This is a genomic window from Mycobacterium sp. (genome assembly GCF_035603715.1).
Classification (GTDB): Bacteria; Actinomycetota; Actinomycetes; order Mycobacteriales; family Mycobacteriaceae; genus Mycobacterium.
In genome coordinates this window covers 1-12,786 of record NZ_DATNJW010000228.1, presented here as the reverse complement: position 1 = coordinate 12,786, position 12,786 = coordinate 1, and the positions used below count along the sequence as shown (strand labels likewise).

The window sequence follows — 12,786 nt, the reverse complement described above, 5'->3', positions numbered from 1 at the left end:
CGACGTCCTCCTTGCCCGGGGCGTGTCCCACAGCCGGCGGTACGTCCAGCGGCGAGGGGAGGTAGTCCACGACAGCGTCGAGCATGGGCTGCACGCCCTTGTTCTTGAACGCACTGCCGCACAGCACCGGGTAGACCTCCGAGGCGATCGTCAGCTTGCGGATCGCCGCCTTGATCTCATCGACGGTGATCTCCTCGCCGCCGACGTACTTCTCCAGCAGCTCCTCGTCGGTCTCTGCGACCACCTCGAGCAACTTGGTGCGGTATTCCTCGGCCTTTTCGGTCAGCTCAGCCGGGATCTCGACGGTGTCGTAAGTTTCGCCCAGCTTCGTCTCACCGCGCCACACCTTGGCGTTCATCTCGACCAGGTCGACGATGCCTTCGAAGTCGCCCTCGGCGCCGATGGGCAGCTGGATCGGCACGGCGTTGGCCCCGAGCCGCTCTTCCATCGTCCGCACCGAGAAGTAGAAGTCCGCGCCGATCTTGTCCATCTTGTTGACGAAGCAGATGCGGGGGACGTCGTACTTGTCGGCCTGCCGCCAGACCTGCTCGGACTGCGGCTCGACACCTTCCTTGCCGTCGAACACCGCAACGGCGCCGTCCAGCACACGCAGGCTGCGCTCCACCTCGACGGTGAAGTCGACGTGCCCGGGGGTGTCGATGATGTTGATCTGGTTGTCATTCCAGAAGCAGGTTGTGGCCGCGGAGGTGATGGTGATCCCGCGCTCCTGCTCCTGCTCCATCCAGTCCATGGTGGCGGCGCCGTCGTGGACTTCACCGATCTTGTAGCTGATACCGGTGTAGTAGAGGATGCGCTCGGTCGTCGTCGTCTTGCCGGCGTCGATGTGCGCCATGATTCCGATGTTGCGGACCTTGGTCAGGTCGGTCAGCACGTCCTTCTGTGCCACGGAAGTTTTCCCACTCTTTCGATTGCTTGGTTAGTTCGCTGTATCCGCGCTCCGGCGACTCTGCCCTGTGGAGCCGGTCCGCCCCTACCAGCGATAGTGCGCAAAGGCGCGGTTTGCCTCGGCCATCTTGTGGGTGTCCTCGCGTCGCTTGACGGCGGCACCCAGGCCATTGCTGGCATCCAGGATCTCGTTTGCCAGCCGCTCGATCATGGTCTTCTCACGACGCTGCTTGGAGAAGCTGACCAGCCAGCGCAGTGCCAGCGTGACCGAGCGCTCCGGACGGACCTCGACCGGCACCTGGTAGGTGGCACCACCGACGCGGCGGCTGCGCACCTCGAGTGCAGGCTTGACGTTGTCCATTGCGCGCTTCAGCGTGATCACCGGGTCGGTGCCGGTCTTGTCGCGAGCTTGTTCGAGCGCACCATAAACAATGCGTTCGGCCAGTGATTTCTTCCCGTCCAGCAGGACTTTGTTGACCAGCTGGGTGACCAGCTGCGAGCCGTAGACCGGGTCGTTGACCAGCGGGCGCTTCGGCGCGGGGCCCTTGCGCGGCATTAGCTCTTCTCCTTCTTGGCGCCGTAACGGCTGCGAGCCTGCTTGCGGTTCTTGACACCCTGGGTGTCCAGCGAGCCGCGAATGATCTTGTAACGCACACCCGGTAGGTCCTTCACACGACCACCGCGCACCAGCACCATCGAGTGCTCCTGCAGGTTGTGACCCTCACCGGGGATGTATGCGGTGACCTCAACCTGGCTGGTCAGCTTGACACGCGCGACCTTCCGGAGCGCCGAGTTCGGCTTCTTCGGAGTGGTTGTGTACACGCGGGTGCAGACCCCACGGCGCTGCGGGCTGCCCTTGAGGGCCGCGGTCTTGACCTTGGCGACCTTGTCACGGCGACCCTTGCGGACCAGCTGCTGAATGGTTGGCATCTACCGGCTTTCTACTTCGTCTTTGCGTTGCTGCGTGATTCTGGTTCTGTTAAGTCTCTGTAGTGCAGTTATGCCCTTCCACGGTCCCCCGCGGCCGGGTGTGTCGCACGCGCCCGCCGCAGAATCAATCCGTTGCGTGGTTGGCATGCGAATTGGCCCGGCGTGCGCGTCTTAGGTGAAGCGCCTAAAACCGCCAGGCACGAGCCACCACAATACCCGCCGCGAGTCGCGCAGGTCAAAGCGGCGACATCGGGGTCCGGTGGGCCAACTCACCGGCCCCTATTACGGGGCCTGTTCTACGGCGGATCCGCTGCGACGCTCCATGCCCGCGGCCAGCCGCAGCACCATATCCGAGAACACCGAGTCGGTGTCGATCTCGTCCATCACGCCGGTCATCTCCAGCAGCACGAAGCCGTGCATTGCCGACCAGAATTCCAGTGCCGCGTAGAAGGCTTGTTCGAGGTCAAGACCGTAGGAGGACAGCACGGCGATCACCGGCGTGGCGGCGGCCCGGGTCGCGGCGGTGTATTCGGGATCGTCGCCGGCGCCCAGCGGCATCCGGGTGAAGGCCGAATAGCGGCCCGGGTGGTGATGGGCATAGCTGCGGTAGGCACTGGCCATCACCAACACCGCGTCGTCGCGGGCGCGGCCTTCGCCAACCCTGTTGAGCATCAGGATGATGTCGTCGATCACCCGGATCCGCACCGTGCGGCGTAAGTCCTCCAGGCTGTTGACGTGGTTGTACAACGACGGGCCCTTGGTCCCGAGCTGCGTGGCCAGGGCGTTGATCGTCAGGGCGTCCCAGCCCTCGCGGTCCAAGAAGGTGAGCGCGGCGTTGACGATGACCTCGCGGCTCAGGCGGCCGCCGCGGGCGGACGACTTCGACCCGGCGCCCGACCGAGCGGCCGACGACTCCGGCTCAGCTGGCATGGCACTCGCCCTTCGGTTGCATTCCCGGGTTGGTCGACGACTTCTAGTTGAAGCCACCCTGGAACGAAGAACTCTAGTCTGCCGATGACCCGAACACGTAGGCTCTGTTCGAGCAGATCACGCGCCATGGGCGAGAGGAGCACGGGAGTGAAATGGTCGATCCCCTCCCGGACCGTGGCGGCCTCCGCGGCCGCGATCGCCTTCACGTCTGCCGCCGGCGCACCGACCGGGCACGCCAAAAACGGTGACACCCATATAACCGGCGAAGGTATCGAGCAGACCATTGACTGCAACGGCGCAACGCTGTTGGTCGACGGCACCAGGAACATCGTCAATGCGCTGGGGTCATGCTGGGCAATATCCGTGATGGGCTCGGGTCACACCGTCGTCGCCGACAACGTCGTGCACGACATCACCGTGTACGGCTCCAATGAGTCGATCTTCTACAAGAGCGGTGATCCGATCGTCTGGGACCGCGGTCGCGAACTCGGCATGACCAATCGCGTCAGTCACGTAGGGGGATAAGCCATATGCGCAACAGCTATGGCTCATCTCGACGTCTGGTGGCGGCAACCGGTGTGACGCTGTCCGCGATGGCGGTGTTCGGCCTGGCCGGCTGCGGGCCGAAGAACAACAGCACGGTTCCCTCGAGCGGCTCACCCACCTCGTCGACGCCGGCGCCGTCCACAACCAGCACGGGCGCCCAGTTCGACATCGGGAACACGATCAACTATGGATCACTGGGCACCACAACCACTCTCGATTGCGGCGATGGAAAGTCGCTGAACGTGGGCGGGTCGAACAACACGCTGACGGTGAAAGGCAGCTGCGGGACGGTCAGCATCGGCGGCGCCGACAACAAGATCACCATCGACAAGATCGACAAGCAACTCAACGTTGTCGGGTTCAACAACACGATCAGCTACAAAGCCGGCGATCCCAAGGTCGACAACCTCGGCAGCGGGAACACCATCAACAAGGCCGGTTAGTCTTACGCAGCAATGCCATTCGACATCCTGATCAACGGCGGCGGCATCGCCGGACCAAGCCTTGCCTTCTGGCTCACCCAGCACGGCCATGCGGTCACGATCGCCGAGCAGGCTGGTGAATTGCGCACCGGCGGGCAGGCCGTCGACTTCAGAGGCCCCGCGCTCACCGTGCTGGAGAAGATGGGCCTGCTCGAGCAGGTGAAGGCGGCCGCCACCCAGATGGGACCGCTGGTGCTGGTCGACCGCCGGGGTAAAGAAGTCGGCCGCTTACCCGCCGAGGTCATCAGCGGCGAGGTGGAGATTCACTGGGGCGATTTCACTCGCATCCTGTACGACGCCGTGCGCAACGACGTGAATTACCGCTTCGGCGTTCGTGTTACGGCCCTCGCTGACAACGGCCAAGGGGTCGACGCGACGTTCAGCGACGGGTCGACCGGCAGCTACGACCTGGTCGTCGGCGCGGACGGGCTGCACTCCGGCACGCGCCGGTTGGTGTTCGGCCCGGAAGAGCGGTACGTCACCCAACTGGGTCAGTGTTTCGGATTCTTCGACACCGAAAACCTTCTGCGGCTTGACCATTGCGGCATTGCCTACATCGATGCCGGCCGAACCGCGGCCCTGCAGGGCATCGACCCTGACAAGCCGGCCCGGGCGAGCTTGTTCCTCAGCGACCCGCACGTCGCCTTCGACTATCGCGACACCGAAGGCAACAAGCGGCTTTTCATCGAGAGATACGCGGGGATGGGATGGGAGGTGCCCACGTTGCTCGACGGCCTCGCCGAAGCTCCGGAGGTGTACTTCGATTCGATCGCCCAGGTCCACCTGGATTCGTACGCGCGTGGACGGGTGTGCCTGACCGGCGATGCGGCCTGGTGCGCCTCGCCACGCTCAGGCATGGGCACGACTATCGCGTTGGTCGGCTCTTACGTGCTGGCTCACGAAATACAAGCGGCGGGTGACGATTACGCCGTGGCGTTCACCCGATACCAGCGACTGCTCGCGCCATACGTCGCGCGGTGTCAGAAGCTCGCGATCGACGCCCTGAGAACCGAACGCGTCTCCTCGGGCCGACTCGCCCCGCTGCGCAACGTCGCACTTCGGATGCTTCGCATCCCAGCCGTCAGCAAGCTGGTCGCCCGGCAGTCGCTGGCGGCGGCGCGTTCCTTCAGCCTGCCGAACTACTGAGCCGTCGCGCCGTGGCGGCCGGCACCGGCGGCGAAACGTCCGGCACCTTCCATCGCTTCGGCGGCCACCCGGGAGATGCTTGCGAATTCGTGGTCCAGCGCTGCGGATTCGGGCATCCCCCATTGATGCAACGCCGACAGCCGATCCGATCGCATACACTGCTGCGGCAGCGCGGCCAACTCGGCGGCCAGCTCCTCGGCGGCCGCACGCGCTTGCCCTTTGGGTACAACACGATTGGCCAAGCCGATCGCCAGCGCTTCGTTGGCGTCGACCTCACGACCGGTGAGGATCATGTCCATCGCCCGGCTCTGCCCGATCAGCCGGGGCAGCCGGATCGTGCCACCGTCGATCAGCGGTACCCCCCACCGGCGGCAGAACACCCCGAACACGGCGTCCTCCTCGGCGACTCGCAGATCGCACCACAATGCGAGCTCCAGACCACCGGCGACCGCATAGCCACTGACCGCGGCGATCACCGGTTTGGACAGCACCATTCTGGTCGGGCCCATCGGACCGGGGCCCTCTCGATGCACGGCGTTGGCGTGCGGCGTGCCGAACGCTTTCAAATCCGCTCCGGCGCAGAATGTTCCATGGTCGCCCCACAGCACCGCGACGGATGCGGTGTCGTCACGGTCGAACTTCTCGAACGCCTCGAACAGTCCGTTAGCAGTCGGTCCGTTGACCGCATTGCGGGCCTCGGGCCGGTTGAGGATAACGGTGGTCACCGGACCATGACGTTCTATGCGTACCGGATCGCTCATGTCGCCTCCACTAATCGAATACCGTCGCGCCGCTGCAGCAGTTCAGCGGCGAAGTCGTTGTAGGCGGCACGCAGCCGCGAGCCCGGCCAGTCCGCGGGCAGCAGTTCCTCCGGCAGCACCGGGTCAGTCAACAGGTGGCGCACCATCGCCGCGGCCACCACGAAGCCGGCGGGAACATCCGTGGCGTCGGACATGTCGGCGAGTAACCGGTGACCGGTGCGAGCCCAGGACGGCAGATCCCAGAGCTGACCGGCCAACTCGGCGGGGTCGTCGTCGCGGGCCTGCATGATGCGCACCCGGGCGCGATCCTCGTCGGTCAGGTCCAGCTCGAGGTTGTCCGGCCGCATCCACACGCCTTCACGCAGCTCACCGAAACGTTTGTGGTGCAGCGTCGTTCGCAAGGCCGCGCGGGTACGGGCGTCGGTGCCGATGCTGGTGACAATCAGCGTGGTCCAGTAGCCGCGCCACGGCCGCAGCTGGGGACGCATCGCGTCGTCCTGCCTGCGCTGGCGAGCGAGCAGTCGGTCAGCGAGCCGGTAGCCGTCGGCGGACCGGACCAGGTCGCCCGCGCTGACCATCCGGGTCAACGCGACGCGCAACGTGGCCTCTTTGATGCCGAAGTCGTCGGTGAGCCTGATCAATTCGGCCGCGCTGGCCCACGCCGGATGGGCGCCGAGCAGCACGCTGAGCACCACCGATCGGGCGGGCATGCGGGCCAGCGATTTCGACATGGCGTTACACCTGGGACGCGCGCCGGCCGTAGTCACCGAACGGTTCGTCGCGGTGCTTGACCGCCTCGCGGAATCCGTGCTCCACGGCGTCGGCCACGAATGCGTGGCCCTCGGGCGTGTGCCGGGCGACACCGTCGAAAACCGTGCTGACCATTCTGCTGGTGGCCACACCCTGTTGCAGCAGCGCGGAATTGAGTGCGAGTTTCACCATGATCAGCTGGTTGACCGGCACGGCGGCGATCCGTTCCACCAGGCGTTCGGTGCGCTCGTCGAGGTCTTTCGGATCCGGCGCCTCGACCGCCAAGCCCCACTCGGCGGCTTGGGCGCCGGTGATGCAATCCCCGGTCAGCAGAAGACGTTTGGCACGCTGATCGCCGAGTCGGTGCGCCCACATCCCGGCGGCCGGCACTCCCCAGACCCGGGTTGGCGGATAGCCGATCTTCGCGTCGGACGCGGCGATCACCTGGTCGGCGTGCAGCGCGATATCGGTGCCACCGGCCACGCAGTAGCCATGGATCTTGACCACCGTCGGCTTGTCCGCGTGCAACAGGCTGGAAAAGCCACGCACGAAGCGACTCATCATCTGATAGTCGATCATCGGATCCCACGGCTGATTCGGTAAATGGTTGACCGCCTGGGTTTTACCGTCCAGCGCGGTTCCGTGGTAGGCGCCGGTGCCACCGGCCGAGCCGGTGCGATCGGCGTATGCGCTCAGATCGAAACCCGCGCAAAAACCTTCGCCGCGGCCGGAAACCAGGATGACGTGCACATTGGGATCCAGATCCGCACGCTCGACCAACGCCGAGAGCTCCAGCGGCGTGTCGGCGATGATCGCGTTGCCCTTGTCGGGCCGGTTGAAGGTGATCCGCGCAACCCGATCGGTGACCTCATAGGTCATCGTCTTCAAGTTGTCGAAGTCGACCGGTCGGATCGCGTGCGTCATCCTTTTACTAGAGCACGCTCGATGATCGGCGCGAGATCCAACCCGGCGGGCATGGTTCCAAAGGCGCCGCCCCACTGACCCTCGAGCCGGGTGGCCAGGAACGCTTCGGCGACGGCTGGGTGTCCGTGCCGCACCAGCAGCGAGCCCTGCAGCGCCAGGCAGATGTCCTCAGCGACCTTGCGGGCCCGGTATTGAATCGACTCGAGGTCGCCGAACTGCGGACGCAGTTGCTCCACGTGGCGATCCAACCGGGCGTCCTGGCCAGTGCTCTTGGCTAGCTCATCGAACAGCACCTCAATGCATTCCGGTCGAGTTGCCATGGCGCGCAATGTATCCAGTGCGCTGACGTTGCCAGAGCCTTCCCAGATGCCCATCAGCGGCGCCTCACGGTAGAGCCTCGGCATCCCGGACTCCTCGACATATCCGTTGCCGCCCAGGCATTCCATCGCTTCGCCGGCATGCGGCGTCGCACGCTTGCACACCCAGTACTTGCTGGCGGCCAAGCCGATCCGGCGCAGCAGCGTCTCGGTCTCATCCCCGCGCACCGCACTGTCGGTGGCACCGGCCATCCGCATCGCCACCATGGTGGCGGCCTCGGCCTCCACAGCCAGGTCGGCCAACACGTTGCGCATCAGCGGCTGATCGATCAGATAGGCGCCAAATGCCTTGCGGTGCTGGGCGTGGTGAACGGCATGGGTGAGGCCCGTCCGCATGCTGGTGGCACTACCCAGCGTGCAGTCCAGCCGGGTGAGGTTGACCATCTCGATGATGGTCGGGACGCCGCGGCCCTCCTCGCCGACCAGCCACGCGGTGGCGCCGTCGTATTCGACCTCGCTGGAAGCGTTGGCGTTGTTGCCGAGCTTGTCCTTGAGCCGCTGCAGGCGCATCCGGTTGCGGCTGCCGTCGGGCAGGACCCGTGGCAGGAAGAAACAGGACAGCCCCTCCGGAGCCTGCGCGAGCACCAGGAACATGTCGCACATCGGCGCGGACGTGAACCACTTGTGGCCCGTCAGCCGGTAGGTGCCGTCGCCGTTGGGGGTCGCCTCGGTGGTGCCGGCGCGCACGTCGGAGCCGCCCTGCTTTTCGGTCATCGACATGCCGGCGGTGAGCCCGAGTTTGGCTGTCGGCACCTTCAATTCCGGGTCGTATTCGCGGCTGGTCAGCAGGGGCTCGTAGATCGCGGCGAGCTCCGGGTTGAACCGCAGCGCCGGAACGACGGCATAGGTCATCGAGATCGGGCACATGTGGCCGGGCTCGGCGGTCCAGACGCTGGTCTTGGCCGCGCGCACCACGTGGGCGCCCGGCCGGTCGTCGGCCCACGGCGCCGCGTGCAGGCCATGCTCGACCGCGACCCGCATCAGCTCGTGGTAGGCCGGGTCGTATTCGACCTCGTCGATGCGGTGACCGTAGCGGTCGTGGGTGCGCAGGATGGGCCGGTTGCGTTGGGCCAGCTCGCCCCAGCGCTGGGCCTGCCGGGAGCCGGAAATCGCCCCGATCGCGGTCACCTCGTCCAGGCCCCACTGGCCGCCTTCGCGGATCAGCGCCTCGATGAGGACCGGGGACGATGCCGGGTTGTGCTCTTCCAGCAGCGGGACCTGGTTGGTGACGGCATGAGTGTCTGACATGCCGTCAATGTTACATTTTTTCTACAACCGCACAAGAGGTGTAATGCTCAGCGGGGATGGTCGGCGAAGAACTCCCACAGCTTGGCGGTGGCGAAGTCGGGCCAGTGGTGACCACCGTCGCCGACGGTGACCAGCGCTACGCCGCGATGACCAGCGCAGGCGGCGGTCGACGTAGTGACCTGGCCGTCGGTCGTCTCGGTCGGCGGCTGACATTGATCGACCTTGCGCCACAACGCATTCAACTCCGGCACCGGTGGGCCGTTGATATGCGAGAATCCGCGGCCCTCACCGCCGCCGTAGGGAACCATCGGATCCGCGGTGCCGTGAATCGCCATGACCGACAATGGATGTGGCGACCGGCACGGGTCCAGCTGTGTCCCGGCCACCGGGCCGATCGCGGCGAACAGCGTGGTGTTGCACGCCAGCGTGTACGACATCATGGCGCCGTTACTCATGCCGGTGGCATACACGCGAGAGGCGTCGACACTGACGTGTTTTGTGACATCGGCGACGGCCGCGGTGATAAACGCGACGTCGTCGATATTCTCCCGTCCGGGCTTGCCGCAGCAGCCCCCGCCATTGACGTTCCAGGCCCGCCTGACGCCGTCGGGATAAACGACGACGAACTTCGACGAGTCGGCCAATTGGTCCCAGCCGTACGATCTTTCGGCCTGTTCGGCGTTGCCGAAACCGCCGTGCAGCACGACGACCAGCCCGGCCGGCGCGGACAACCCGGAAGGCTTGTGCAGCCGATAAACCCGATCGTGTCCGCCGACGCCGATGGTGTGGATGCTGGTGCCCTCGATGTAGCCCGACGGTGGCGTTGGATGCAGGACGGCACAACTCGCGACAACCAGCACGACGCCCAGCAGCGTCGCGACCCGATGAAGCATCTCAGCCGCTCGTCTTCTCCCGCAGGAACGCGATGTCGTCTTTGCGCCCCTCCTCGGCGGTCTCGCAGATCACCGGCGCATCGGCGGCCTTGACCACCGCGACCAGCAATTCGGGATCGATCTGCCCGGTGCCGAAGTTGGCGTGCCGGTCGCGGCCCGAACCTGCCGAATCCTTGGAGTCGTTGCAGTGCACCAGGTCGATGCGACCGGTAATGCCCTTGATCCGATCGACGGAGTCGACCAGCGCCTCCCCCGCCGCCCACGCGTGGCAGGTGTCGAGGCAGAAGCCGATTCCCTTGTCGCCGATGACATCCCATAGCCGGGCGATGGTGTCGAAATGGCGGGCCATCGCGTGATCTCCGCCGGCGGTGTTCTCCAGGTACACCGGGACCTTGGTCTCCAGCTGGTCGAGTGCCTTGCCCCAACGCTGAAAACCCTCGTCGAGGTCGCTGTCGTCGGAGACGTGGCCGCCGTGCACGATCACCGCGGCGGCACCGATCTCGGCTGCGGCGTCGCATGTCTGCTGCAGGATCTTGCGCGACGGGATCCGCACCCGGTTGTTCGCCGAGGCGACGTTGATCAGGTAGGGCGCATGCACGTAGATCGGCAGGGCCGCGGCCTTCAGTTCGGCGGCGTCGTCGCGCGGTTTGGGTGCCTTCCAACTCTGCGGGTTGCCGAGGAAGATCTGCACGACGTCGGCATTCTCGGCCGCGGCTGTGGCCAGTGGGTCCTGCGGGCTGATATGTGAACCGATAAGCACGTCGGCCAGTCTAGTGAGGGAGCCGGACAGCCTGGTGGGTTCTCAGCAGTCACACGAACGGAAGCATGTGCCGCTGTGCCCGCCTCCGAGCGACAACCCAACAAATCTGTGGCGGCCGCCCCCGGGTTGTCGCTGTGAGGTGGGCACAACCGACGCCCCGACTCCGAGTGGCTCGTGTGAACGATGAGGTTTGTTGCGCAGAGCCAACACGGTTCGTACGGCGAATCTGACTGACTTTCGCTCCGTGTCAGTGCGACTAAATTCAGCGCGCACCGTTTTGTGTGTTTCTCGTTCGGCACTGCAGGTCTCGTGATACCGCTTGTGAGACAGGCATACGCGGCAGCAGCTTTTGAGGAGTCTCATGACCGACGCATCTAATACCGTTGCGCCCGAGGTGTATTTGCAGGCGGCTGCGGCGGCCAATAATTTCGAATCGTTCGGCAGGTCGATCGCATCCAGCGTGTTGCAGGCCGCCGCACACCCCACCCGCGCCATTGAGATCAGCGCGTCGGCCGAACCGATGGGCGCCACCCATGGCGATATTCACTGTCTTACGGTCACCGTGACGGTCAACGGATGGAGCCACACCACATCGGTTTGCATTCAAGTCGAATGAAGCCCCCACCCACCAACGGAAAAGTCGAATGACTTTAGGAGAACGATGAGCAATCCATCTAATACCGCTGCGCCCGAGGTGTATTTGCAGGCGGCTGCGGCGGCCAATAATTTCGAGTCGTTCGGCAGGTCGATCGCATCCAGCGTGTTGCGAGCCAGTGCCAACGCCACGCGCGCCATTGAGATCAGTGCATCGGCCGAACCGCTGTCCGCAACCCACTCGACTTGTGTGACTGTGCGTATCAACGTCAACGGTGTGGCCCATCAAGTAATAGTCTGCGTCTCTATATAACGGCGGCGCGTGCCCGGCCGAGCACACGTGAAAGTTCGCCCGGGATCACGGGCACGAAAAAGCCCCGGGGGCAAACCCGGGGCTTTCTCGATTGTTGACTAGCGGTAGTCGCTGTAGCCGTAGTCGTCCAGCGGAACCGCGGCACCAGTGGCCTGACCGAAGTCGGGGCTGTAGTACTGATCCTCGTAGGACGGGATCGTGTACGCCGCAGCGCGGGCTTCCTCGGTCGGCTGCACCTGGATGTTGCGGTACCGGTTGATACCGGTACCCGCCGGGATCAGCTTTCCGATGATCACGTTCTCCTTCAGACCCTGCAGCTTGTCGCTGCGGCAGTTGATCGCCGCATCGGTCAGCACGCGCGTGGTCTCCTGGAACGACGCCGCACTCAGCCACGAGTCGGTGGCCAGCGACGCCTTGGTGATACCCATCAGCACCGGACGGCCGGCCGCGGGCTCGGTACCCTCGGCCACCACCCGCCGGTTCGACGCCTCGAACTCGGCACGGTCGATCAGCGAGCCGGGCAGGAACTCCGTCGAGCCCGAGTCGATGATCGTCACCCGGCGCAGCATCTGCCGGACGATCACCTCGATGTGCTTGTCGTGGATCGACACACCCTGGGCGCGGTAGACCTCCTGGACCTCCTTGGTCAGGTGGATCTGCACCTCACGCGGGCCCTGCACGCGCAGCACCTCGTGCGGGTCGGCCGAGCCTTCCATCAGCTGCTGGCCCACCTCGACGTGGTCGCCGTCGGACAGCAGTCGCTCGGAGCCGTCCTCGTGCTTGAACACCCGCAGGCGCTGACGCTTGGACAGCTTGTCGTAGACCACTTCCTCGCCGCCATCGTCAGGAACGATGGTGATCTTGTAGAAGCGCTCGCCGTCCTCCAGACGCACCCGTCCGGTGACGTCGGCGATCGGTGCCTTACCGCGCGGCACGCGGGCCTCGAACAGCTCCTGCACACGGGGCAGACCGCCGGTGATGTCCTCACCGACACCACCCTGGTGGAAGGTACGCATGGTCAGCTGCGTGCCGGGCTCACCAATCGATTGGGCCGCAACGATACCCACGGCTTCACCGATGTCGACGAGCTTGCCGGTGGCCATCGAGCGTCCGTAGCAGGTCGCACACACACCGGTACCGGTGGTGCAGGTCAGCACGGAGCGGACCTTGACCTGCGTGATGCCGGCCGCCAGCAGCGCCTCGATCTGCGGGTCACCCAGGTCCTC

15 protein-coding genes and 1 pseudogene are annotated in these 12,786 nt (G+C 65.2%); 4 read left to right on the top strand and 12 right to left on the bottom strand.

What is annotated here, in order from left to right; all coding sequences use genetic code 11:
• The 4 genes from VN856_RS09630 to VN856_RS09615 form a co-directional block, all read right to left on the bottom strand.
• Window positions 1-907: GTP-binding protein (locus VN856_RS09630; protein WP_325688352.1), on the bottom strand; the 907-nt coding region annotated here is incomplete at its 3' end.
• Between the two features lie 84 nt (window positions 908-991).
• Complete coding sequence (gene rpsG / locus VN856_RS09625; RefSeq protein WP_108926244.1) at window positions 992-1,462, bottom strand: 30S ribosomal protein S7; 471 nt, start codon at window positions 1,460-1,462, stop codon at window positions 992-994.
• Window positions 1,462-1,836 carry a 30S ribosomal protein S12 gene (rpsL, locus tag VN856_RS09620; RefSeq protein WP_007767794.1) on the bottom strand — a complete coding sequence of 125 codons (375 nt, stop codon included), beginning with the start codon at window positions 1,834-1,836 and terminating at the stop codon, window positions 1,462-1,464. The genes rpsG and rpsL overlap by 1 nt, the downstream gene beginning before the upstream one ends.
• Window positions 1,837-2,118: 282 nt before the next feature.
• Window positions 2,119-2,766, bottom strand: a complete 648-nt coding sequence (locus VN856_RS09615) for a TetR/AcrR family transcriptional regulator (RefSeq protein WP_325688350.1) — start codon at window positions 2,764-2,766, stop codon at window positions 2,119-2,121.
• A gap of 147 nt (window positions 2,767-2,913) precedes the next feature.
• Here VN856_RS09615 and VN856_RS09610 point away from each other — a divergent pair, with 147 nt between their 5' ends.
• From VN856_RS09610 to VN856_RS09600, 3 genes are read left to right on the top strand one after another with little or no spacing between them, the layout of a single operon-like run.
• Window positions 2,914-3,291: a DUF3060 domain-containing protein gene (locus tag VN856_RS09610; RefSeq protein WP_325688348.1), complete on the top strand. Its 378-nt coding sequence runs from the start codon at window positions 2,914-2,916 to the stop codon at window positions 3,289-3,291.
• 5 nt (window positions 3,292-3,296) lie between these two features.
• Complete coding sequence (locus VN856_RS09605; RefSeq protein ID WP_325688346.1) at window positions 3,297-3,755, top strand: DUF3060 domain-containing protein; 459 nt, start codon at window positions 3,297-3,299, stop codon at window positions 3,753-3,755.
• Between the two features lie 12 nt (window positions 3,756-3,767).
• Window positions 3,768-4,940 carry an FAD-dependent monooxygenase gene (locus VN856_RS09600; RefSeq protein WP_325688344.1) on the top strand — a complete coding sequence of 391 codons (1,173 nt, stop codon included), beginning with the start codon at window positions 3,768-3,770 and terminating at the stop codon, window positions 4,938-4,940.
• Here the strand turns inward: VN856_RS09600 and VN856_RS09595 are convergent.
• From VN856_RS09595 to VN856_RS09570, 6 genes are read right to left on the bottom strand one after another with little or no spacing between them, the layout of a single operon-like run.
• Window positions 4,934-5,701 (bottom strand): crotonase/enoyl-CoA hydratase family protein, encoded by a 768-nt coding sequence (locus VN856_RS09595; RefSeq protein WP_325688342.1) that lies wholly within the window; start codon window positions 5,699-5,701, stop codon window positions 4,934-4,936. The genes VN856_RS09600 and VN856_RS09595 overlap by 7 nt on opposite strands.
• Window positions 5,698-6,420: a PaaX family transcriptional regulator C-terminal domain-containing protein gene (locus VN856_RS09590; protein ID WP_325688353.1), complete on the bottom strand. Its 723-nt coding sequence runs from the start codon at window positions 6,418-6,420 to the stop codon at window positions 5,698-5,700. The genes VN856_RS09595 and VN856_RS09590 overlap by 4 nt, the downstream gene beginning before the upstream one ends.
• A gap of 16 nt (window positions 6,421-6,436) precedes the next feature.
• Window positions 6,437-7,375, bottom strand: coding sequence for a crotonase/enoyl-CoA hydratase family protein (locus VN856_RS09585; protein WP_325688341.1), 939 nt, complete (start codon window positions 7,373-7,375; stop codon window positions 6,437-6,439).
• A complete protein-coding gene (locus tag VN856_RS09580; RefSeq protein WP_325688339.1) occupies window positions 7,372-9,000 on the bottom strand; it encodes an acyl-CoA dehydrogenase family protein in 1,629 nt (542 codons plus the stop codon). Before VN856_RS09580 ends, VN856_RS09585 begins: the two co-directional genes overlap by 4 nt.
• A gap of 47 nt (window positions 9,001-9,047) precedes the next feature.
• Entirely contained in the window at window positions 9,048-9,893 is an 846-nt protein-coding gene (locus VN856_RS09575; protein WP_325688337.1) for an alpha/beta hydrolase family esterase, read from the bottom strand.
• 1 nt (window position 9,894) lies between these two features.
• A complete protein-coding gene (locus VN856_RS09570) occupies window positions 9,895-10,653 on the bottom strand; it encodes a deoxyribonuclease IV (protein WP_325688336.1) in 759 nt (252 codons plus the stop codon).
• A gap of 361 nt (window positions 10,654-11,014) precedes the next feature.
• On the opposite strand from VN856_RS09570, the gene VN856_RS09565 reads away from it, so the two are divergent.
• The gene (locus VN856_RS09565; protein WP_325688334.1) at window positions 11,015-11,269 is read left to right on the top strand and encodes a hypothetical protein; all 255 of its coding nucleotides are present in this window, start codon (window positions 11,015-11,017) and stop codon (window positions 11,267-11,269) included.
• Here VN856_RS09565 and VN856_RS09560 read toward each other — a convergent pair.
• The gene (locus VN856_RS09560; RefSeq protein WP_325688332.1) at window positions 11,257-11,448 is read right to left on the bottom strand and encodes a hypothetical protein; all 192 of its coding nucleotides are present in this window, start codon (window positions 11,446-11,448) and stop codon (window positions 11,257-11,259) included. The genes VN856_RS09565 and VN856_RS09560 overlap by 13 nt on opposite strands.
• A 210-nt stretch (window positions 11,449-11,658) precedes the next feature.
• Window positions 11,659-12,786: pseudogene (locus tag VN856_RS09555) on the bottom strand (DNA-directed RNA polymerase subunit beta'); the annotation flags it as partial.

Bases quoted from the DNA above. Each gene is read 5' to 3' on its own strand.
- rpsG (WP_108926244.1), bottom strand. From the start codon at position 1,462: ATGCCGCGCAAGGGCCCCGCGCCGAAGCGCCCGCTGGTCAACGACCCG.
- VN856_RS09615 (WP_325688350.1), bottom strand. From the start codon at position 2,766: ATGCCAGCTGAGCCGGAGTCGTCGGCCGCTCGGTCGGGCGCCGGGTCG.
- VN856_RS09560 (WP_325688332.1), bottom strand. From the start codon at position 11,448: ATGGCGCGCGTGGCGTTGGCACTGGCTCGCAACACGCTGGATGCGATC.
- rpsL (WP_007767794.1), bottom strand. From the start codon at position 1,836: ATGCCAACCATTCAGCAGCTGGTCCGCAAGGGTCGCCGTGACAAGGTC.
- VN856_RS09565 (WP_325688334.1), top strand. From the start codon at position 11,015: ATGACCGACGCATCTAATACCGTTGCGCCCGAGGTGTATTTGCAGGCG.
- VN856_RS09605 (WP_325688346.1), top strand. From the start codon at position 3,297: ATGCGCAACAGCTATGGCTCATCTCGACGTCTGGTGGCGGCAACCGGT.
- VN856_RS09580 (WP_325688339.1), bottom strand. From the start codon at position 9,000: ATGTCAGACACTCATGCCGTCACCAACCAGGTCCCGCTGCTGGAAGAG.
- VN856_RS09600 (WP_325688344.1), top strand. From the start codon at position 3,768: ATGCCATTCGACATCCTGATCAACGGCGGCGGCATCGCCGGACCAAGC.
- VN856_RS09595 (WP_325688342.1), bottom strand. From the start codon at position 5,701: ATGAGCGATCCGGTACGCATAGAACGTCATGGTCCGGTGACCACCGTT.
- VN856_RS09575 (WP_325688337.1), bottom strand. From the start codon at position 9,893: ATGCTTCATCGGGTCGCGACGCTGCTGGGCGTCGTGCTGGTTGTCGCG.
- VN856_RS09585 (WP_325688341.1), bottom strand. From the start codon at position 7,375: ATGACGCACGCGATCCGACCGGTCGACTTCGACAACTTGAAGACGATG.